Annotated in this window: 17 protein-coding genes; 11 read left to right on the top strand and 6 right to left on the bottom strand. The window is 68.2% G+C overall.

What is annotated here, in order from left to right; all coding sequences use genetic code 11:
* Window positions 1–213 precede the first annotated feature (213 nt).
* Both IP91_RS09080 and IP91_RS09075 read left to right on the top strand, forming a co-directional pair.
* On the top strand, window positions 214–1,176 hold the full coding sequence (locus tag IP91_RS09080) for a chemotaxis protein (RefSeq protein ID WP_145648610.1): 963 nt from the start codon (window positions 214–216) through the stop codon (window positions 1,174–1,176).
* Window positions 1,177–1,294: 118 nt separating this feature from the next.
* Complete coding sequence (locus tag IP91_RS09075) at window positions 1,295–1,876, top strand: DJ-1/PfpI family protein (protein ID WP_145648609.1); 582 nt, start codon at window positions 1,295–1,297, stop codon at window positions 1,874–1,876.
* Window positions 1,877–1,902: 26 nt separating this feature from the next.
* Here IP91_RS09075 and fghA read toward each other — a convergent pair whose 3' ends face one another.
* Window positions 1,903–2,745 (bottom strand): S-formylglutathione hydrolase, encoded by an 843-nt coding sequence (fghA, locus tag IP91_RS09070; RefSeq protein ID WP_145648608.1) that lies wholly within the window; start codon window positions 2,743–2,745, stop codon window positions 1,903–1,905.
* A gap of 251 nt (window positions 2,746–2,996) precedes the next feature.
* On the opposite strand from fghA, the gene IP91_RS09065 reads away from it, so the two are divergent.
* Window positions 2,997–4,175: a cation:proton antiporter gene (locus IP91_RS09065; RefSeq protein ID WP_145648607.1), complete on the top strand. Its 1,179-nt coding sequence runs from the start codon at window positions 2,997–2,999 to the stop codon at window positions 4,173–4,175.
* 3 nt (window positions 4,176–4,178) lie between these two features.
* Entirely contained in the window at window positions 4,179–5,300 is a 1,122-nt protein-coding gene (locus IP91_RS09060) for a YbdK family carboxylate-amine ligase (protein ID WP_145648606.1), read from the top strand.
* A gap of 85 nt (window positions 5,301–5,385) precedes the next feature.
* Here the strand turns inward: IP91_RS09060 and IP91_RS09055 are convergent, their stop codons facing one another.
* Window positions 5,386–6,321 (bottom strand): gamma-glutamyl-gamma-aminobutyrate hydrolase family protein, encoded by a 936-nt coding sequence (locus IP91_RS09055; RefSeq protein ID WP_145648605.1) that lies wholly within the window; start codon window positions 6,319–6,321, stop codon window positions 5,386–5,388.
* A 14-nt stretch (window positions 6,322–6,335) separates the two neighbouring features.
* Entirely contained in the window at window positions 6,336–6,854 is a 519-nt protein-coding gene (locus tag IP91_RS09050; RefSeq protein ID WP_229474168.1) for a MarR family winged helix-turn-helix transcriptional regulator, read from the bottom strand.
* A gap of 177 nt (window positions 6,855–7,031) precedes the next feature.
* Between IP91_RS09050 and IP91_RS09045 the strand changes: the two genes are divergently transcribed.
* Complete coding sequence (locus IP91_RS09045; RefSeq protein ID WP_145648604.1) at window positions 7,032–7,352, top strand: hypothetical protein; 321 nt, start codon at window positions 7,032–7,034, stop codon at window positions 7,350–7,352.
* Window positions 7,353–7,632: 280 nt separating this feature from the next.
* Here IP91_RS09045 and IP91_RS09040 read toward each other — a convergent pair whose 3' ends face one another.
* On the bottom strand, window positions 7,633–8,052 hold the full coding sequence (locus IP91_RS09040) for a DUF3224 domain-containing protein (protein ID WP_145648603.1): 420 nt from the start codon (window positions 8,050–8,052) through the stop codon (window positions 7,633–7,635).
* A 56-nt stretch (window positions 8,053–8,108) separates the two neighbouring features.
* Here IP91_RS09040 and IP91_RS09035 point away from each other — a divergent pair, with 56 nt between their 5' ends.
* The 5 genes from IP91_RS09035 (at window position 8,109) to IP91_RS09015 (ending at window position 16,344) form a co-directional block, all read left to right on the top strand.
* Window positions 8,109–8,936 carry an AraC family transcriptional regulator gene (locus IP91_RS09035; protein ID WP_145648602.1) on the top strand — a complete coding sequence of 276 codons (828 nt, stop codon included), beginning with the start codon at window positions 8,109–8,111 and terminating at the stop codon, window positions 8,934–8,936.
* A gap of 111 nt (window positions 8,937–9,047) precedes the next feature.
* Window positions 9,048–13,187, top strand: a complete 4,140-nt coding sequence (locus tag IP91_RS09030) for a CheR family methyltransferase (RefSeq protein ID WP_145648601.1) — start codon at window positions 9,048–9,050, stop codon at window positions 13,185–13,187.
* A gap of 81 nt (window positions 13,188–13,268) precedes the next feature.
* Window positions 13,269–14,345, top strand: coding sequence for a chemotaxis protein CheB (locus IP91_RS09025; protein WP_145648600.1), 1,077 nt, complete (start codon window positions 13,269–13,271; stop codon window positions 14,343–14,345).
* A gap of 147 nt (window positions 14,346–14,492) precedes the next feature.
* Window positions 14,493–15,458 (top strand): manganese catalase family protein, encoded by a 966-nt coding sequence (locus IP91_RS09020; RefSeq protein ID WP_145648599.1) that lies wholly within the window; start codon window positions 14,493–14,495, stop codon window positions 15,456–15,458.
* A 1-nt stretch (window position 15,459) separates the two neighbouring features.
* Window positions 15,460–16,344: a ZIP family metal transporter gene (locus tag IP91_RS09015; RefSeq protein ID WP_145648598.1), complete on the top strand. Its 885-nt coding sequence runs from the start codon at window positions 15,460–15,462 to the stop codon at window positions 16,342–16,344.
* 9 nt (window positions 16,345–16,353) lie between these two features.
* Here the strand turns inward: IP91_RS09015 and IP91_RS09010 are convergent, their stop codons facing one another.
* Window positions 16,354–16,992 (bottom strand): phosphoribosyltransferase, encoded by a 639-nt coding sequence (locus IP91_RS09010; RefSeq protein ID WP_145648597.1) that lies wholly within the window; start codon window positions 16,990–16,992, stop codon window positions 16,354–16,356.
* 193 nt (window positions 16,993–17,185) lie between these two features.
* Between IP91_RS09010 and IP91_RS09005 the strand changes: the two genes are divergently transcribed.
* Window positions 17,186–17,626, top strand: a complete 441-nt coding sequence (locus IP91_RS09005) for a PleD family two-component system response regulator (RefSeq protein WP_145648596.1) — start codon at window positions 17,186–17,188, stop codon at window positions 17,624–17,626.
* Between the two features lie 18 nt (window positions 17,627–17,644).
* Here the strand turns inward: IP91_RS09005 and IP91_RS09000 are convergent, their stop codons facing one another.
* Window positions 17,645–19,348 carry a histidine kinase famiy protein gene (locus IP91_RS09000; protein ID WP_145648595.1) on the bottom strand — a complete coding sequence of 568 codons (1,704 nt, stop codon included), beginning with the start codon at window positions 19,346–19,348 and terminating at the stop codon, window positions 17,645–17,647.
* Between the last annotated feature and the right edge of the window lie 59 nt (window positions 19,349–19,407).

Below are 19,407 nucleotides of genomic sequence, written 5' to 3'. Positions count from 1 at the left end.
GATTCAGGAAAGGACAGCCCCGGCTGTCCTTTTTCATTGGCGGCAACGGTTTGCAGGTCACCGCCCGCGGCGGCCATGCCACCACTGTTGTTTTCCCCCACCGCACTCGCTTGCCTTAAAGGCAGGAAAGCCGGTTTGACCGGTTTTTACCCCTTATACTGCCTCTCGATTGTTCGCCAGGCGCGGACAGCCTTTATCGACCGGGGAACAGCAATGAAAAGCGTGCAGCAGGAAATCGACGAACGTACCAACCTTACCAACACCAACAAATTCGAGCTGCTGCTGTTCCGCCTCGGCGGTGACGACAAGGGCGAGCACTCCGAGCTGTACGGCATCAATGTGTTCAAGATCCGCGAGATCGTGGCGATGCCACCCGTGACCGCCGTGGCCGGTGCCCAGCCGAACATGCTGGGCGTGGTGAACCTGCGCGGCCAGATCATCCCCGTGATGGACCTGCCGGCGATCGTGGGCGTGAAGCCGAAGACGGGCCTGAACATCATGCTGGTCACCGAATTCGCCCGCACCACCCAGGCCTTCGCCGTGGAGTCGGTGGACGAGATCGTGCGCCTGGACTGGAGCCAGGTGCTGACGGCCGAAGGCAGCAATGCCACCGGCATGGTCACGTCGATCGCCCGCCTCGATGGCGACACGCACGGCACCCGCCTGGCGCAGGTGCTGGACGTGGAAACCATCCTGCGCCGCATGGTGCCCTCGGAAGGCAAGGACGTCGATACGGCCAATATCTCCCCGCTGGGCCTGAAGCCGGGCACCTTCATCCTCGCGGCGGACGACTCGACCGTGGCGCGCAACCTCATCGAGCAGGGCCTGCAGGCCATGCACGCGGCGTTCGTGATGACGAAGTCCGGCAAGGAAGCGTGGGACCGCCTGAACGCCATCGCCGAAAGCTGCAAGGCCGAAGGCGTGGACGTGACGGAGCGCGTGGCGCTCGTGCTGACGGACCTGGAAATGCCGGAAATGGACGGTTTCACGCTGACCCGCAAGATCAAGCAGGACCCGCGCTTCGCCAAGATCCCCGTGGTGATCCACTCCTCGCTGTCCGGCAAGACCAACGAGGACCATGTGAAGGGCGTGGGCGCCGATGCCTACGTGGCCAAGTTCGTGGCCGAGGACCTGGCCGGCACCATCAAGCGGGTCCTGGCCAGCAAGGCAGCCTGAAGCACGGGTACAGGCATTCACAAGGGGCCGCGAGGCCCTTTTTTACGCCTGCATGAGGGTCGCAAGTGCCGCCTTCCTGGGCTATCATGGCCGCTCGACCTTCACAGCGGAGACGAGCATGGCAGCGAAAACCATCCTGTTCCTGACGGGCGACTTTGCCGAGGACTATGAAACCATGGTGCCGTTCCAGGCACTGCAGGCGGTGGGGCACACGGTGCACGCGGTCTGTCCCGGCAAGGCAGCCGGCGACAGGATCAAGACCGCGATCCACGACTTCGAAGGCGACCAGACCTACACGGAAAAGCCCGGCCACCAGTTCGCGCTCAATGCCGCGTTCGACGAGGTGGACGTGGGCCATTACGACGCGCTGATGATCGCCGGCGGCCGCGCGCCGGAATACCTGCGGCTGAACGCGCGCGTGATCGAGATCGTCCGGGAATTCGCGGCGGCCGGCAAGCCGATCGCCGCCGTCTGCCATGGCGCGCAGATACTGGCCGCGGCCGACGTGATCCGCGGCCGCCGCATTTCCTGCTATCCGGCCTGCAGCCCGGAAGTGAAGCTGGCCGGCGCCGAGTTCGCCGACATCGACGTGACGGCCGCCGTGACCGACGGCCAGTTCGTCACGGCGCCCGCCTGGCCCGCGCATCCGCAGTGGCTCGCGCAGTTCCTGCACAAGCTCGGTACCGAGATACGGCTGTAGCAGCACCCGGCTTCGGTTCGATCCGGCTATGCGGCCAGCTGCGGCGCATGCCAGCGCAGGTGGTCTTCGACAAACGTCGAGATGAAGTAGTAGCCGTGGTCGTAGCCCTCGTGGCGGCGCAGGGTCAGCGGCTGGCCGGCCTGCGCGCACGCGGCCTCGAACGCTTCCGGGTACAGCTGCTCGGCCAGGAACTTGTCGGCCAGGCCCTGGTCGACCAGGATCCCGTGCGGGAACGGCTTGACGCTGTTCGCCATCAGCGCGCTGGCGTCGTGCTCCGCCCAGGCGGCCCGGTCGGCGCCCAGGTAGCCGGTGAAGGCCTTGTGGCCCCATGGGCACTGGCTCGGCGCGGCGATCGGCGCGAAAGCGGAGACGGAACGGAACAGGTCCGGGCGGCGCAGCGCCAAGGTCAGCGCGCCGTGGCCGCCCATCGAATGGCCGAAGATGCCGATGCGGTCCGCCGCCACCGGCAGTTCCGCCACCACCAGTTCGCGCACCTCGTGCAGGTAGCTCTCCATGCGGTAGTGCCGCGCCCACGGCTGCTGCGTCGCGTCCAGGTAGAAGCCGGCACCCACGCCGAAGTCCCAGGCCTCCGCTTCGCCCGGCACGTTCGCGCCGCGCGGGCTGGTGTCCGGCGCGATCAGCACCAGGCCCAGTTCGGCCGCCATGCGCTGGGCGCCGGCCTTGATCATGAAGGTCTCCTCGTTGCACGTCAGCCCCGCCAGGTAGAACAGGGCGGGCAGGGGCGCGTCGTCCGCGCGCGGCGGCAGGAAGACGGAAAAGCGCATCGGCAGGCCGATCGCGCGCGAGTCGTGCTTGTAGAAGCGCTGCACGCCGCCGTAGCAGGCATGTTCGCTGACCAGTTCCAGCATGGTGTCCTCCGGTTGTCGATGACGGGATGGTAAGCCGGCATTGTAGCGGCCGGGCCAGCCCATGGGTGCGCCACGCGCCGCTTTATTGCTGTAAAGTCATTACGGATGAGTGCTGCCGCCCGGCGTTCGCCCGCCTTGCTGGCTTGCCTCCGTGGCCGATTGCACGTACAGTTGCGCTCGTTTTTGCCAGTCATTGTCCATTCGGCCGATCCTGCCCGGCCAGGTATTTCACACAATAGGAGGAGACCCATATGCCAGATTTCCTGGTGATCTCGGCCGATCTAGCATGGCCGCTCGCTGTTCTGCTGGCCTGGCTGGCCGGCGAATTCATCCACCGCTGGACCCGCCTGCCGCGCATCAGCGTGTACGGCCTGGTCGGCTTCCTGTGCGCCCAGCTGTTCCCCGAGCTGTTCGCCACCGAACCGGGCAGCCCCGTGATCGTGCTGGCCAACGTGGCGTTCGGCCTGATCCTGTTCGAGCTGGGCTACCGCATCAATATGCACTGGCTGCGCATCAACCCGTGGGTGGCCGTCAGCGGCCTGGTGGAGTCGTTCGTCACGTTCGGCGTGGTCTACCTGATCGCGCTGCAGTTCGACCTGGCGCCGCTCACGTCGCTGCTGCTGGCCTCGCTGGCCATGTCGACTTCGCCGGCCGGCGTGCTGCGCGTCATCAACGAACAGCGTACCTCCGGCCAGGCGACGGAACGCGTGCTGCACCTGGTGGCGCTGAACACCGTGCTGTCCGTGCTCACCTTCAAGGTCATCGTCGGCTTCTGGGTGTTCGATACCTCCGGCAGCCTCACGCAGGCCATCTCGCACAGCCTCATCGAACTGGTGGCCTCGGCCCTGCTGGGCGCCGTGTCCGGCATCATCGTGCCGGCCGTGCTGCGCCACCTGGGCAACCTGGCGCGCGAAGGCACGCTGGCGTTCGCGCTGGTGGTCGTCATCCTCGTCGCGATCACGTATGCCTCCGACCTGTCGCCCGTGCTGGCCACGCTGGCCTTCGGCCTGACGGCGCGCCACCGCCGCGTGCAGTTCACGCGCACGCAGCGCAACTTCGGCGCCATCGGCGAGCTGCTGGCGATCCTCCTGTTCGTGTTTGCCGTGTCCACGCTCGACTGGAGCAATGTCGTGGCCGGCGGCTGGCTGGCGCTGGTGCTGCTGATCGCCCGCTTCGTCATCAAGACGGCCGGCGTGGCGGCGTTCTCGCACCTCTCCGGCATCTCGTGGAAGAAGGGCATCGCCTCCGGCGTGGCACTGGCGCCGATGTCCGTCTTCGTCGTGCTGCTGCTCGAGCAGACCAGGAATTCCGGCATCGTGCTGGTCGACGAACTGGCCGCCGTCGCGGCGATGACGCTGTTCATGGAAGTGATCGGCCCCATCTTCACCCAGCGGGCCCTGATCTGGGTCCGCGAAGCACCGCAGGAGTAAGCCATGGCACTGGAACCGTTCAAGACCTCGACGCCGCTGACGATGGGCGTGGAGCTGGAGCTGCAGCTCGTCAGCTTCTCCGATTACGATCTCACCGCATCGAGCCCGGACCTGCTGCACCTGCTGGCCCGCAAGCCGTTTCCCGGCCACGTGACGCCGGAGATCACCGAGAGCATGATCGAGATTAACAGCGACGTGCATACGCGCCACAGCGAACTGCTGGCGCAGCTGCTGGAAGTGCGCGATACGCTGGTGCAGGCCGCCGAACAGCTCAATATCGGCATCTGCGGCGGCGGCACGCACCCGTTCCAGAAATGGGTGGAGCGCCGCATCTTCGAAAAGCCCCGCTTCAAGGAAGTGTCGGCGCTGTACGGCTACCTGGCCAAGCAGTTCACCGTGTTCGGCCAGCACGTGCACATCGGCACCGGCAATGGCGACGATGCGCTGTACCTGCTGCATTCGCTGTCGCGCTACCTGCCGCATTTCATCGCGCTGTCGGCCTCGTCGCCGTTCGTGCAGGGCGGCGACACGCTGTTCAATTCGGCGCGCCTCAATTCCGTGTTCGCCTTCCCGATGAGCGGCCGCGCGCCGTTCACCCTGTCCTGGGACGACTTCGCCAACGGCTACTTCGCCAAGATGGAGAGCACGGGCGTCATCAAGAGCATGAAGGATTTCTACTGGGACCTGCGGCCGAAGCCGGAATACGGCACCATCGAGCTGCGCGTGTGCGACACGCCGCTGACGGTGGAGCGGGCCGCCGCGCTGGCCGCCTACCTGCAGGCGCTGTGCGCGTACCTGCTGGAGCGGAAGGAGGCGCCACCCGCCGAGGACGACTACCTCGTCTACAACTACAACCGCTTCCAGGCCTGCCGCTTCGGGCTGGACGGCACGATCGTGCATCCGAAAACGTACGAGACGCTGTCGCTGCGCGAGGATATCCTCACCACCTTGCGGCGCATGGATCCGTACGCGGAGAAGCTGGGCGGTTCGGCGGCGCTGAACCACCTCACGCAGGTGACGCACATGGGCAGCGATGCCCAGTACCTGCGCGACCAGTTCGCCGTGGCGGGCAGCGTCGAGGGCGTGGTGGATGCGGCCGTGCAGCGCTTCCGCGGCCGCCGTTAAAGTTGCCTGAAAAATGGGGACAGACCCCATTTTTCAGGCAACGTTTCTCGGAAAATGGGGTCTGTCCCCATTTTCCGAGCAATTTCTAGAAGCGCGTTTCGCGCGCCACGCGCAGGAAGGTGTCGAGGATGCCGGTGCAGTCGAGCAGCTCCTGCCCGCCGGCGCGGTGGAATTCGGGGTGCCACTGCAGGCCCATCACGAACGGCGCCTTGCGGTAGCGGATCGCCTCGATCATGCCGTCCGGGACGGACAGGGCTTCCACTTCCATGTCCCGGCCTAGCGTGCGCACGGCCTGGTGGTGGATCGAGTTGACCACGCCGCCGGCACGGTCCTTGAACAGCTTCGCCAGGGATGAGCCGGTCGGGAACGCAATCTCGTGGCGGTGCCGGTCGTAGTCGTCGTGGACGTGGGGCAGGGCGGTCGGCACGTCGGTGGCGATGTCCTGGTACAGCGTGCCGCCGAAGGCCACGTTGATCAGCTGGCAGCCGCGGCAGATGCCCAGCACGGGCTTGCCCGCCTCGACGAATTCATGCAGCAGTTCCAGCTCGTACATGTCGCGCGCCCGGTCGCCGCTCCATTCCGGCCGCGTGGGCAGCTCGGAATAGCTCTGCGGCGACACGTCCGCGCCGCCCTGCAGCACCAGGCCGTCCAGGTGGCGCGCATAGTCGCGCAGGCGGATGTTCGAGGGGTGCAGCAGGCCTTCCGTGTTCACGGTGGGGATCATGAAGACCAGCACGTCGCGCGACATCACCCACTGCGCGATCGACTCCTCCAGGTACTGCAGGTTCTTGCTGCGCAGGCCCGTGGCCCCCGCTTCGGGATGGAAGATGCGCGCCGAGATGCCGATCCTCAGCGGCCGCTGCATCACGTGCCGGGTCAGCGATGCCGCCACCCGCTGGTAGCGCGCGCGGATCACGCGGCCCCACAGCGAAAAGATGGAGTCGCCCGGATCCAGGTAGCGCGGCGTATCGTCCTTGCGGCGGCCGTGTTCCGGGTCCGCCTCGCGCCGCTCGTCGTTCATGCTGTGTTCCTGTCCTACATGGTAAATGGCAGCGGCTGCAGGCCAAAGCCTTCATCGAGCACCTCGATGGATGACAACAGGCCCTGCAGGCCCGCATTCAGGGCGGCCAGGCTGGCCGCATCCACTTTCGCCAGCGCCTCGGGCAGCAGCCCGCGCGCCGGTTTCGGGGCGCCGGCCAGCATGGCGCTGCCCGATTCGGACAGTGCCAGTTTTACCACACGCGCGTCATCCGGGTCGCGCGTCTTGATGACGTAGCCGCGGCGCACCAGCCCTTCGAGCAGGTTGCTGGTGGTGGCCTGGGCGATCGCCAGGCGCGCCGTCACCTGGCCCACGCGCAGGTTCGGCGTATCGGCCAGCTCCTGCATGATCCACAGCTGCGCCCCGTTCACGCCGCACTGCTTCTCGATCCACAGCGAATGGCGCTGCGCCGCGCGAATCACGATGCGCAGCTTCTGCAGCACTTCCAGATCCGGTTTCACGGGCGGGCCACCGGCCGGCGCGCTGGCACCGTCACGCTTCTCGGCGCCGCTCACGGGGCAGTTGCCCGTAGCGAAGATACATTTTTACGAATATAATTTTGCTTCAATGGTTTCTCCGAATTCTACTTTTCCGGCCCCGCGCACCACGGCACAGTCCGGACCCTGCCAGCAACGCACGGACCGGTCCCGCGGTTTACCTCGCCCTGGCCGCACGGCCACCGGCTGCCCTCGATGACGGCGCTCACCGACGAGCTGCGCGGCTTCGTGCTGACGCTGCCTTCCGTGCCGTTCCTGGAAGCGCTGCTGCTGGTGCACGGCACGCCGGACCAGATCTGGACGGCCGAAGCCCTCGCACAGCGCCTGTACCTGCAGTCCGTCTGCCGTGCCGACGCCATCGTGCAGGAACTGGCCGAACGGGGCTTCTGCGCCTGCACCGCGGCCGGCCAGCTGGTCTACAGCCCGCGCGACGCAAGGCTGCACGGCCTGGTGCTGCAGCTGGCCGGCGTGTACCACCAGAAGCTGGTGGAAATCACCGGCCTCGTGCACCGGTGAGCACGGGATACCGGGCAGGCGGCACCGACCAAGGCACCGAGCAGGCGGCACCGACCAAGCGGCACCGAGCAGGTGGCACCGCGCCCAGCAGGCAGCACTCAGCAGGCAGCACTCAGCAGGCAGCACCTGGCAGGCAGCACCTGGCAGGCAGCACCTGGCAGGCAGCACCGGGCAAGCGACTTCGGCCGGCTGCCGGATGGTACTGGAGTGTGGCCAGCTTGTCCTGTGCAAATGTGCGCTGTGGGTGGCGCGCCACACAATGCCGGCGAACCGCCGGGCTTCAGCGCGCCGGCAGCGTGTAGTGCAGCGTGTAGTGGTGCTGCCCGTCGCGCACGTCGATGGTGGCGGTGCCGCCGATGCCCGCCAGTTCGCCGGTGCCCGAACCCGGCGCAATGACGATCGCCAGCGCGTCGGCCCCCGAGTCCATCGTGCCCGAATGCTGCATGACGAAGCTGCCGCGGCGGCCGTCCAGCGTACCCTCGAAGCGTTCCATCGCCACATAGCCGGCGCTGCCCCGGGCGGGCTGTCCCGCGGTGAGCATCTCGCCGTCGCTGCGGCCCTGCAGCGCGCCCTGGAAGGTCTTGGTGAAGGTCATGCGGCCGCGCGAGTCGTGCGGTGCCGCCGTGTGCGGGACGGGCGTCAGGACGATGTCGAACGTGCCGCCGCCGTTGGCGGTGCTGCGGTCTGCCGGGCTGGTCATGGTTTTTCTCCGTGGTGGATAATGCTGCCAGTGTAGACACGACAGCGGGAACGGGCTTGGAAAAAACCGACACGCCGAAAGGCATCCTCGATCCGGCCGCGGCGCCGGGACGCTTCAGCCTGCGCCACCATCCGCCGCCGCTGGAACTGGCCGGCCACGTGGAATTCCTGTGGACCGTCGCGTGGGACCTGGGCGGCCGCCCGGCGCAGGTGCAGCGCATCCTGCCGTATCCGAACGCCCACCTGGTGTTCGAGGCCGGCCGCACCGCGCTGCATGGCGTGGTCGAGGGGCCGTTCGACCGCCCGCTGGCGGGGCAGGGCCGGGTGGTCGGCCTGCGCTTCCGTGCCGGCGGCCTGCGCGCGCTGGCCGGTGTGCCGGTGGCCCGTTTCACCGGCCGCCTCGCCACGCTGGAGGAAGCGTTCGGCCTCGACACGGCTGCGGCCGAGCGCGCCGTGCTGGCCGGCACGGACGATGCCCTGGCGGCCGCCGTGGCTGCCGTGCTGGGCCCGCTGGTGGCGCGCACGCCGGCCGATCCGCGGGCCGCGCTGGCCGAACGCGCCGTGCAGGCTGCCGCCGCGGCGCACGGCCCCGTCACGGTGGCGGCACTGGCCGATGCGGTCGGCCTGTCCGGCCGCGGCCTGCAGCGCCTGTTCCACGAGTACGTTGGCGTCACGCCGAAGTGGGTGGTGCAGCGCTTCCGCCTGCACGAAGCGGCCGCATCCCTGGCCGCGCCCGCCCAGCCGGACCTGGCCGCGCTGGCGCAGGCGCTGGGCTTCTTCGACCAGGCCCATCTCACGCGGGCCTTCACGGCGCTGGTCGGCCGCGCACCGCTCGAATACTGGAAGAGCCAGCAGGGTGCCGCGGCGGGGCGAACGCCGCAGTGAAACGGCCCCGTGCGGCGGCCACGGCGTTTTCTCCATCGACCATCAAGAACGACTTAACGCAGGCGCGCGATTGCGTTAGACTCCAGTGTCAACCAAACAACTAGTCCTCCCATGCCCCACAGCAGTTCGTCCGAGGCCGACCTTCCCGCCGAACCGTCCGTCGCCCTCAGCCACCTGAAGTTCCCCGTGATCGGTCTCGGGGCCTCCGCGGGCGGCCTGCAGGCGCTGCTGCGCTTCTTCGAGCACATGCCCGAGGACTGCGGCATGGCCTTCGTGGTCATCCTGCACCTGTCGCCGAAGCACCATAGCGCGGCCGACAACGTGCTGCAGCGCGCCACGCGCATGCCGGTGATCCAGGTGGCGGAGCGGGTGCCGGTGCGCGCCAACCACGTCTACGTGATCGCGCCGAACCAGCAGCTGTCGATGGACGACGGCCACCTGAGCGTCTCGGCAATGCAGCGGCCGGTGGGGCAGCACGTGGCGATCGACATCTTCTTCCGCACGCTGGCCGAGGCGCACCGGGAGCGGGCCTTCGCCATCGTCCTGTCCGGCACGGGCTCGGATGGCGCGGTGGGCCTGGAGCGCGTCAAGGAACTGGGCGGGCTGACCCTGGCGCAGGCGCCGGGCGACGCGGAATACGACGGCATGCCGCAGGCCGCCATCGCCACCGGCATGGTCGACTTCGTGCTGCCATCGACCGACCTGCCGGACAAGCTGGTGGAGCTGTGGCGCAACGCCCGCCATATCCAGCTGCCGCCGGCCGGCGATGGCGATGGCGCGATCGGCCCGCTGCCGGAAGAAGACGAGAAGGTCGACGACGAGGCGGCGCTGCAGAACGTGATCGCCATGCTGTGCGCCCACACGGGCCACGACTTCCGCTACTACAAGCGCGCCACGGTGCTGCGCCGCATCGAGCGGCGCCTGCAGGTGAAGGGCGTGGCCTCGCTGCCCGAATATGCCGGCCTGCTGGAGCGCGAGCCGGGCGAGTTCAAGGCGCTGCTCAACGACATGCTGATCGGCGTGACCAACTTCTTCCGCGACCGCGATGCCTTCGAGGCACTGGAGCGCGAGGTGATCCCGGAGCTGCTGCGCGACCGCGTGCGCGGCGACCAGGTGCGCGTGTGGGTGGCCGCCTGCGCCACCGGCCAGGAAGCCTATTCGGTGACGATGCTGCTGGCCGACCAGGCGCAGCAGGTGGACCGGCCGCCGGAGATCCAGGTGTTCGCCTCCGACATCGACGAACACGCGATCAGCACGGCGCGCGCCGGACTGTATCCGGCCTCGATCGTGATGGACGTGCCGCCGACCCGCCTGCGCCAGTTCTTCACCAGGGAGGACGATCGCTACCGCATCCGCAAGACGATCCGCGACCGCATCCTGTTCGCCTCGCACAACCTGCTGCGCGATCCGCCGTTCTCGAAGCTGGACATGATCTCCTGCCGCAACCTGCTGATCTACCTGAACCGCGACGTGCAGCTGCGCGTGATGGAGATGTTCCACTCGGCGCTCAAGCCGGACGGCTTCCTGTTCCTCGGCTCCTCCGAATCGGCCGATGCGGCGGCCGAGTTCTTCGTCCCTTACGACAAGAAGAACCGCATCTACCGGGCGCGGCCCCTGTCGCGCGGCGCGCGCTACGTGCCGTCGCTGTCGAACGCGCCCGTCAACCGGCTGCCGGAACTGGCCCAGGCCGGCGGCGGCCAGCGGCGCCAGTTCTCGTATTCCGAGGTGCACCAGCGCGCACTGTCCCGCTTCGCGCCGCCCAGCATCGTGGTGGACCGCGAGTCGAACATCGTGCACATGTCCGACTCGGCCGGGCGCTTCCTGCGCCACGTGGGCGGCGAGCCGTCGCGCAACGTGCTGGCACTGGTGCTGCCGGACCTGCGCCTGGAACTGCGCAGCGCCCTGTACCAGGCGCTCCAGAGCGGCAACAGCGTGGAAGGCCAGCGCGTGCTGGTGCGGCGCGACGAGCGCACCTGGTTCGTCAACATGATCGTGCGGCCGTTCAACGACGAGGCGGCCAGCACGGACTTCGTGCTGGTGCTGTTCGAGGAAATCGAGCAGTCGCTGAACGACGAGCCGCGCGACAGCCAGCACCAGCACAACGACCTGGTGCTGGACCAGCTGGAGTCGGAACTGCAGCGCAGCAAGGAGAAGCTGCAGGAAACCATCGAGCATGCCGAGATCTCCAACGAGGAGCTCCGCGCGTCGAACGAGGAACTGCAGGCCATCAACGAGGAACTGCGTTCGGCCACCGAGGAGCTGGAAACCAGCAAGGAGGAGCTGCAGTCGGTCAACGAGGAACTCATCACCGTCAACTACGAGCTGAAGGTGAAGGTGGAGGAAACCGGCAAGGCCAACGACGACCTGAACAACCTGATCGCCTCGACCGACATCGCCACCGTGTTCGTCGACCGGGCCATGCGCATCAAGCGCTTCACGCCCCGCGCGGCGGACATCTTCAGCATCATCCCCACCGACATCGGCCGCTCCCTGCTCGACATCACGCACCGGCTCGACTACAGCGAGCTGCCGGCCGACGCGTCGACCACCTTCGAGACGCTGCGCCTGGTGGAGCGGGAAGTGCGCAGCAACGACGGGCGCTACTACATCGCCCGGCTGCTGCCCTACCGCACCACGGAGGACAAGATCGAGGGCGCCGTGATGACGTTCTTCGACATCACCGGCCGCCGCGAGGCGGAGGAAAAGGTGCGCGCCGGCGAGGAGTGGATGCGCCTGGTGGCGGAAAGCACCGACGACTACGCCATCATCACGATGGACGAGGCGGGCCGCGTGACGGGCTGGAACAAGGGCGCCGAGCGCAACTTCGGCTACGGCGAGGCCGAGATGCTGGGCCAGAGCCTGGACCTGATCTTCACCCCCGAGGACATCGCGGCGGCGGCGCCGGCGGACGAACGCCGCCGCGCCGATGCCGATGGCCGCGCCGAGGACGAACGCTGGCACGTGCGCAAGGATGGCAGCCGCTTCTTCTGCGCCGGCATCACCACGCCGCTGCACAACGGCCAGTTCCAGGGCTATGCAAAGATCGCCCGCGACCAGACGGTGCGCGCCCAGCAGGACAGCCGCCGCGCGGCGGAACTGTCCAGCGAACAGGCCGGTCGCAGCCAGGCGGAGAGCACCAGCGCGCTGAAGGACGAATTCCTGGCCGTGATGTCGCACGAGCTGCGCCATCCGCTCAACCTCATCTACATCAATGTCGAGCTGCTGGCGCGGCTGCCGGCCGTGCGCCAGACGGCGCCGGCGGTGCGCGCCGCATCGATCATCCGCAACGCCGTGTCCAGCCAGGCCAAGATCATCGAGGACCTGATGGACATGTCGCGCGTCTCGACCGGCAAGCTGGCGCTGGCGCGCCGCACCGTGGACCTGGGCGACCTGGCCGCGCGCATCGTGGAAGTGATGCGCGCCGATCCGGTGGTGGCAGGCCTCACGCTGCGCTACGAGCCGCTGGACGAGCCGGTGTACGTGGAGGCGGACCCGGTGCGCATCGAGCAGGTGGTGCTGAACCTGATCAGCAATGCCATCAAGTTCACGCCGGCCGGCGGCACCATCGTGGTCCGCGTGGCGCGCGAGGATGACGATGCCCGCATCGACGTGGAGGACAATGGCGCCGGCATCGCGGCCGACCTGCTGCCGGACATCTTCAACATGTTCCGCCAGGGCGGTGCGCAGGCGGTGCGCAGCAAGGCCGGCCTGGGCATCGGCCTGGCGCTGGTGCGCCAGCTGGTCGAGCTGCATGGCGGCAGCGTGGAAGCATCGTCCGCCGGCCTGGGCCACGGCAGCCGCTTCACGGTGCGACTGCCGGTGCCGCACGATCAGCGCGCGCCGGGCGGTGCCGATGGCGTGGGCGACAGCACCTCGATGAGCGGGCGCCGCATCCTGATCGTCGACGATGCGGAGGACACGGCGGAAACCTTCCAGGTGCTGCTGGAGCTGGAAGGGGCGCAGGTCTTGATTGCCACCACCGCGCGGCGCGCCCTGCAGCTGCTGGGCGAACAGCCGGTCGACCTGGTGATCTCGGATGTGTCGATGCCGGACATGGACGGACTCGACTTCATGCGCAGGGTGCGCGCCATGCCGGGCCTGCAGGACCTGCCGGCCATCGCGGCCAGCGGCCTGGGCCGGGACGAGGACGTGCAGCGCGCGCGCGACGCGGGCTTCTCGGACTTCATGACGAAGCTCGTCACGCTCGAGGGCCTGTGCCGGATGATCGACCGGCTGCTGCCGCGCGCCTGACGCCCGCCCGGCCCGCCGGAATGCCGGGCCTCTGTGCAGCAACGCACCGACCCGGCAGGACGGCTCTTCGATGATGGCAGGATGAACACGACGCCTCTTACTCCCCTTGGTCCCCTTGCCACCCCCGTCTTTGCGGCCGACGACGTGGTCGTCATCGGCACGTCCACCGGTGGCATCGACGCGCTGCGCATCGTGCTGGGCGGCCTGCCGCTGCAGTTTCCCGCCGCCGTGCTGGTGGTCATGCATATTGGCAGCCACGACAGCATCCTGCCCTCGCTGCTGGCCGGCGCCACGCAGCTGCCCGTGCGCCACGCGCGCGATGGCGATATCCTGGAGCCGGGCCGGGTGCTGGTGGCGCCGCCCGACCGGCACCTGCTGCTTCAGCGCGACGGCGACCGCGCCCGCGTCGCGCTGGCCCACGGGCCGCGCGAGAACCATGCGCGGCCGGCCATCGATCCGCTGTTCCGTTCGGCCGCCGCGGCGTTCGGCGCGCGCGCCACCGCCGTGATCCTGACTGGCATGCTCGACGACGGCACGGCCGGCCTGCAGGCCATCAAGGAATGCGGCGGCAAGGCCGTCGTGCAGCTGCCGGAAGACGCCTTCGCCGCCGACATGCCGGCCAGTGCGCTGCGCCACGTGGAGGTGGACCATGTGCTGCGCCTGCCGCAGATCGCCGCGATGCTCGATCGCATCGTGGGCGACAGCCTGGTGGCCGCGCGCAATGCGCCACGCCAGGTGCCGGACTGGATCCGCCTTGAGAACCGTTTTGCTGCAGGGAGTGCCGACATGGACAGCCTCGCGAAATTTGGAACGCCCTCGACCTTCACCTGTCCCGAGTGCCACGGTTCGCTGTGGGAGCTGCACGGCCTGGTGCCCCGGCGGTACCGCTGCCACACGGGCCACGCCTACACCGAAAAGGTGCTTGCCGATCACCAGTGCCAGGCGGTCGAGGAGTCGCTGTGGGCGGCGCTGCGCGCGCTGCAGGAAAAGGAGCGGCTGCTGCGCCAGATGGCGGACGAAGCCATCGCCAGCGGCCATGCCGGCACCGCCGTGGACTATGTCGAACAGGCGGCCCAGGCCCAGCGCAGCGGCGAAGTGCTGCGCCGCCTGCTGACGGCAGCGCAGGACGGCACGGACACGTTCGTTAAGCAGCCGTAATGTTTCATTTTGAGCTGGCGTTGTCCTACAAGATGTGTCACGAAGTTCCTATGGGCGACACGTTGCCCGGCTGAGAAGATGGGTTTGCCAGCGCTGCTTCATCTGGAAAGCAGTGGCAGGAATCCATCTCACCGACAGGAGGCAGGAATGTTTGCACACAACAAGCGCTTGCAGTACACCGTGCGCGTCAGCGAGCCCAATCCGGGTCTCGCCAACCTGATGCTCGAACAGTTCGGCGGCCCGCAGGGCGAGCTCGCCGCCGCAATGCGCTACTTCACCCAGGCCGTTGCCGAGGACGATCCGGGCCGCAAGGACATGCTGTTCGATATCGCGACCGAGGAGCTGAGCCACCTGGAAGTGATCGGCAATATCGTGGTGATGCTGAACAAGGGCGCCAAGGGCCGCCTGTCCGAAGCGGTGGACGAGGAAGGCGAGATGTACCGCCGCATCACGGGCGCGGGCAATGACAGCCACATCACCCAGGTGCTGTATGGCGCCGGCGCACCGCTGACCAATTCGGCCGGCGTGCCCTGGACCGCGGCCTACATCGACTCGATCACCGAGCCGACCGCCGACCTGCGTTCCAACATCGCGGCCGAGGCGCGTGCCAAGATCGTCTACGAACGCCTGATCGCGCTGACGCCCGACCCCGGCGTGCGCGAAGCACTGGGCTTCCTGATGACGCGCGAGATCGCCCACCAGAAGTCCTTCGAGAAGGCGCTGTACGCGATCGAGCCGAACTTCCCGCCGGGTAAAACGGCCGGCCGTCCGGAATTCGCCAGCGTCTACTACAAGATGTCGCAAGGCGGCCCGGAACTGAACGGTGCCTGGAACAGCGGCGAGAAGTGGGAAGTCGTCAAGGACCGCGACCAGCAGGTGGCCGTCGATGGCGGCAGCGGCGACGCGAGCGTGGAGCTCGATGCCGACGATGCGCAGCTGCTGAACCAGATGGCGGCGCGCCAGGTGTCCAATCCCGGCGTCGATCCCGTCACCGGCACCGACCTGGGCATGACGGACGATCCGGGCAAGCTCGCTTCGGCCTCGGCCGAAGACGGTGCGATCCCGAGCACGCCGGATGGCTCGGCGCCGCACGCGCCGATCGCAAGGCCGTGACATGCAGCTGGCGCGCGTTCTCCCCAGCTGGCGCTATGCCCTCATTGCCGCGGCCTGCCTTGGCGCAGTCCTGGCACTGATGACGGGCATGGCCGGCGACATCCGGGCGTTCGACGCCAGCATCCATGGCGCATTGCTGGGCGGCGGCACCGCCGCCCTGGCGACGGCACTGGGCACCTTGCCCGTGCTGCTGTCGCAGAATTTCTCGCAGCGGACCTATGACGGCTTCCTCGGCTTCGGTGCCGGGGTGATGCTGGCCGCCACCGCGTTCTCCCTCGTCATTCCCGGCATTGCCGCGGCGCGTGGCGCGGGCGCCGGCGCGTTCGAGGCCAGCGCGACGATCGGCGGCGGCATCCTGCTCGGCATGGGCCTGGTGCTGCTGCTGGACCATTTCGTGCGCGACCAGAACATCCTCGACGAGGTGGATCCGGCGCGCAGCGACTCCTTGAAACGGGCATGGCTGTTCGTGGCCGCGGTGGCCATCCACAACCTGCCGGAGGGCCTGGCGATCGGCGTGGCCTATGCGGGCGTGGACCTGACCAAGGCGCACAGTCTGGCCACCGGCATCTCCATCCAGGACGTGCCGGAAGGCCTCGTGGTGGCACTCGCGCTGCGCTCGGTCGGCTACGGCCGGCTGTTTGCCTGCGGCCTGGGCGTCGTCTCCGGCCTGATCGAACCGGTGGCGGCCGTGACGGGCGCCATGCTGATCGAGCACGCCCGCTGGATGCTGCCGTGGGGCCTGGCGCTGGCTGCCGGCGCGATGCTGTTCGTGATCAGCCATGACGTGATTCCGGAATCCCACCGCAACGGCAACAGCCGCACGGCGTCGATTGCCGTGGTGGCCGGCTTCATCCTGATGATGGTGCTCGACACGGCGCTGGCCTAGCGCCGCTCTTCAGGTGCGGCCGTCCAGCAGGCACAGCACCTCCGCTTCCTCGACCTGGGGGAACACCTCGTAGTTGCGGCTGACGGACGTGAAGTTGAACGGCGTGGCCAGCACCACCACTTCGTCGCACAGCGGTGCGACCAGTGCCACGGCCTGGGCCGAGGCCACCGGCACGCACGCCACCAGGCGTCCCGGATCGCGGCGCTTCAGCACGCGCAGGGCGGCCGCCATCGTCGACCCGGTGGCGAGGCCGTCGTCCACGACGATCACGCCCCGTCCCGCCACCTCCGCCGACGGTCCATATGCGCTGCGGCGCCGGCGCATCAGTGCCACCTGTTCGCGGGCCTGCACGTCGACCCATTCCATGCCGGTGCGGGTGCGGTTGAAGTAGGGCGCCAGTTCCACCGTGCCATGTTCGTCCACGGCGCCCACGGCCAGTTCCGGTTCGATGGCGGACGGGATCTTGCGCACCAATACCACGTCGAGCTCGCCCTCCAGCCGGTTGGCGATGATGCGGCCCATCGGCACGGCGCCGCGCGGGATGGCCAGCACCAGGGGCTTGCGGCCGCGCCAGGCCAGCAGGCGTTCGGCGAGCAGGCCGGCGGCCTGGGCGCGGTCGCGGAAGGGTAAGCAGAAGGACTCGTCCATCGTCGTCTCGCAGGATGGGGCGCGGGAACGGGAAACAGCATAGGCCCATTTCGCGAACCCTGGCGCGCCGCGCGCCATGCACCGTGCTCTTCCTGTCCGGGCCTTGTATCGGCCTGATCCCACAAGGGCACAAGCCGCACCCCTACGCCGATATCGGCCGTGCATGCCAGAATTTCCGTTCCAGGAGATTGCGATGACGACTGCGAATTTGACTTCCCCCTTCCGTCCCGGCGACCGCGTGCTGGTGGCATGCGCCGACCATGCGATGGCCGAGACGCTGGCGCGTGCCTGCACCGCCGCCGGCTTTGCCGTGCGCATCGCGTTCGACGGCGTGGCGGCGCTGGACAAGGCCCGCGCCTTTTATCCGACGGCGGCCGTGCTGGCGATGGACCTGCGCTATCTCGACAGCTTCCAGCTGGCCCGCGCGCTGCGCACGATTCCCGGCTGCGCGCGCATGCGCACCGTGGCGCTGCTGCCTGCCGGGCTGGCATTGCTGGACCGGCACCGCGCCTTCGACTATGTCCTGCGCATGCCGCGCGAGGCGCGGGTCCGCCATGACCGGCCGGCAGAAGTGCGGCCCCTGTGGGTGGTCGACGGGCGGGCCATGGGCATGCGGCCCGTGCTCGTGACCTGAGCGGCTGCCTGTTCGGCGTCAGACGCTGGCCGGGTGGGGCCGGGCGATGTGTCCCGCGACGACGGAGGTGATGCGCTCGAGCAGTTCCGCTTCCTGGTACGGCTTGGCCAGGATCGGGAACTCGACGCGGCCGCTGCCCGTGAGCTGTTCCGTGTAGCCGCTGGCCAGCAGGACCGGCAGGTCCGGATCGCTCTGGCGCACCTGTTCGGCCAGCTGCAGGCCCGTCATCCCGCCCGGCATGATCACGTCCGAGAACAGCAGGCCGATATCGTCGCGTTCCTCGAGCAGCCTGAGGGCCGCCTCGCCGCTGGCCGCGGCCACGACGGGATAGCCGTTCGACTCGAGCACCATCTGCGCCAGCTGGCGCACGTCATCGTTGTCCTCCACCAGCAGGATCACCGGCTTGCCGTCGTCCATCTTGACGGGCCGGTCGGGCGCCACCGGTGCCGCATGGGCGTCGCTGTCGGCGACCGGGAAGATCATCCGCACGGTCGTGCCTTCGCCCGGCCTGCTGTCGATTTCCAGCCGGCCCTGGGACTGCTGCACGAAGCCGTGCACCATTGCCAGGCCCAGGCCCGTGCCGGGTCCCTTGGTGGTGAAGAAGGGCTCGGTGGCGCGGCGCAGCGTTTCCGCATCCATGCCGGCGCCCTTGTCGGTCACGCAGATCACCGCGTAATGGCCCGGCGGCAGGTGGTGCTGCGCCACGCGCTTCGGATCGGCCAGCACGGCGGTGCCGACGGTGACCTCGCCGCCGCCCGGCGTGGCGTCGCGGGCGTTGATCAGCACATTCAGGAGCGCCATTTCCAGGTGCGTGGGATCGAGCACGCAGGGCGGCAGGCCGGGGCGCAGGTCCAGCTGCAGCTGGATCTCCTGGCCCAGCGTGCGCACCAGCATTTCGCTGAACTCGAGCACCAGCGCATTGAGGTTGATGCGACGCGGGTTCAGGCGCTGCTTGCGGGCGAAGGTGAGCAGCTGCTGCGTCAGTGCGCCGCCCTTCATCGCCGCCCGCTGCGCCCGCGTGATGGCCTGCATGGCGGCCGGCCTGTTGTCCAGCTGGCGCTGCGCCAGTTCCAGGTTGCCGTTGACCACCTGCAGCAGGTTGTTGAAGTCGTGCGCCAGGCCGGCCGTCAGCTGGCCGATCGCTTCCATCTTCTGCGCCTGCAGGTAGGACTGCTCGTGGATGCGGCGCTGCGTGATGTCCATCTGCGAGGCGAAGAAGTAGCGCAGCCGGCCGGCCTTGTCGAAGATCGGGCCGATGAACAGGGCGTTCCAGAACGGCGTGCCGTCGGCCTTGTAGTTCAGCATGTCGACCGCCACCGCGCGGTGTTCGGCGATCGCGCTGCGCACGTCGCTGACGGTGTTGGGGTCGGTGTCGGGTCCCTGCAGGAAGCGGCAGTTGCGGCCCATCACCTGACCTTGTTGATATTGCGTGAGGTCGAGGAAGGCGCCGTTGACGAACACGATCGGATTGTCCGGCTGGTTCGGATCGGTGATCACCATCGGCATGCGCGTCATGGCCACGGCGGCAAAGAAGATATTGCCCCGTTCTTCCAGGCTGGCATGTTCCACATAACTGGCCTGCCAGTGGCGCATGCCCGGCTCGCCCAGCGGCGAGTAGGCATTGCCTTCCAGCTCGCCATTGGCCAGCTTGCGGTGGCTCTGGCCGCCACTCTGCTGCTCGATCGGTACGCTGTCGTCGTCTTCCCGCCGTCCCGTCGCCATGCTTTCGCCCCAAAGAATTGTCTTGGACAGCATGTTAGGCGGGCCGGGGTGGCCCGACT

The sequence above is a fragment of the Pseudoduganella lurida genome (genome assembly GCF_007830455.1).
In the GTDB taxonomy this organism is placed as follows: domain Bacteria; phylum Pseudomonadota; class Gammaproteobacteria; order Burkholderiales; family Burkholderiaceae_D; genus Rugamonas; species Rugamonas lurida.
This window is presented reverse-complemented; position numbering and strand designations above follow the sequence as displayed.

What these genes read in the sequence shown, in the direction of transcription:
- IP91_RS09080 (WP_145648610.1), top strand. Translation starts at nt 214, where the DNA reads ATGAAAAGCGTGCAGCAGGAAATCGACGAACGTACCAACCTTACCAAC.
- IP91_RS09075 (WP_145648609.1), top strand. Translation starts at nt 1,295, where the DNA reads ATGGCAGCGAAAACCATCCTGTTCCTGACGGGCGACTTTGCCGAGGAC.
- fghA (WP_145648608.1), bottom strand. Translation starts at nt 2,745, where the DNA reads ATGCTGGAACTGGTCAGCGAACATGCCTGCTACGGCGGCGTGCAGCGC.
- IP91_RS09065 (WP_145648607.1), top strand. Translation starts at nt 2,997, where the DNA reads ATGCCAGATTTCCTGGTGATCTCGGCCGATCTAGCATGGCCGCTCGCT.
- IP91_RS09060 (WP_145648606.1), top strand. Translation starts at nt 4,179, where the DNA reads ATGGCACTGGAACCGTTCAAGACCTCGACGCCGCTGACGATGGGCGTG.
- IP91_RS09055 (WP_145648605.1), bottom strand. Translation starts at nt 6,321, where the DNA reads ATGAACGACGAGCGGCGCGAGGCGGACCCGGAACACGGCCGCCGCAAG.
- IP91_RS09045 (WP_145648604.1), top strand. Translation starts at nt 7,032, where the DNA reads ATGACGGCGCTCACCGACGAGCTGCGCGGCTTCGTGCTGACGCTGCCT.
- IP91_RS09040 (WP_145648603.1), bottom strand. Translation starts at nt 8,052, where the DNA reads ATGACCAGCCCGGCAGACCGCAGCACCGCCAACGGCGGCGGCACGTTC.
- IP91_RS09030 (WP_145648601.1), top strand. Translation starts at nt 9,048, where the DNA reads ATGCCCCACAGCAGTTCGTCCGAGGCCGACCTTCCCGCCGAACCGTCC.
- IP91_RS09025 (WP_145648600.1), top strand. Translation starts at nt 13,269, where the DNA reads ATGAACACGACGCCTCTTACTCCCCTTGGTCCCCTTGCCACCCCCGTC.
- IP91_RS09020 (WP_145648599.1), top strand. Translation starts at nt 14,493, where the DNA reads ATGTTTGCACACAACAAGCGCTTGCAGTACACCGTGCGCGTCAGCGAG.
- IP91_RS09015 (WP_145648598.1), top strand. Translation starts at nt 15,460, where the DNA reads ATGCAGCTGGCGCGCGTTCTCCCCAGCTGGCGCTATGCCCTCATTGCC.
- IP91_RS09010 (WP_145648597.1), bottom strand. Translation starts at nt 16,992, where the DNA reads ATGGACGAGTCCTTCTGCTTACCCTTCCGCGACCGCGCCCAGGCCGCC.
- IP91_RS09005 (WP_145648596.1), top strand. Translation starts at nt 17,186, where the DNA reads ATGACGACTGCGAATTTGACTTCCCCCTTCCGTCCCGGCGACCGCGTG.
- IP91_RS09000 (WP_145648595.1), bottom strand. Translation starts at nt 19,348, where the DNA reads ATGGCGACGGGACGGCGGGAAGACGACGACAGCGTACCGATCGAGCAG.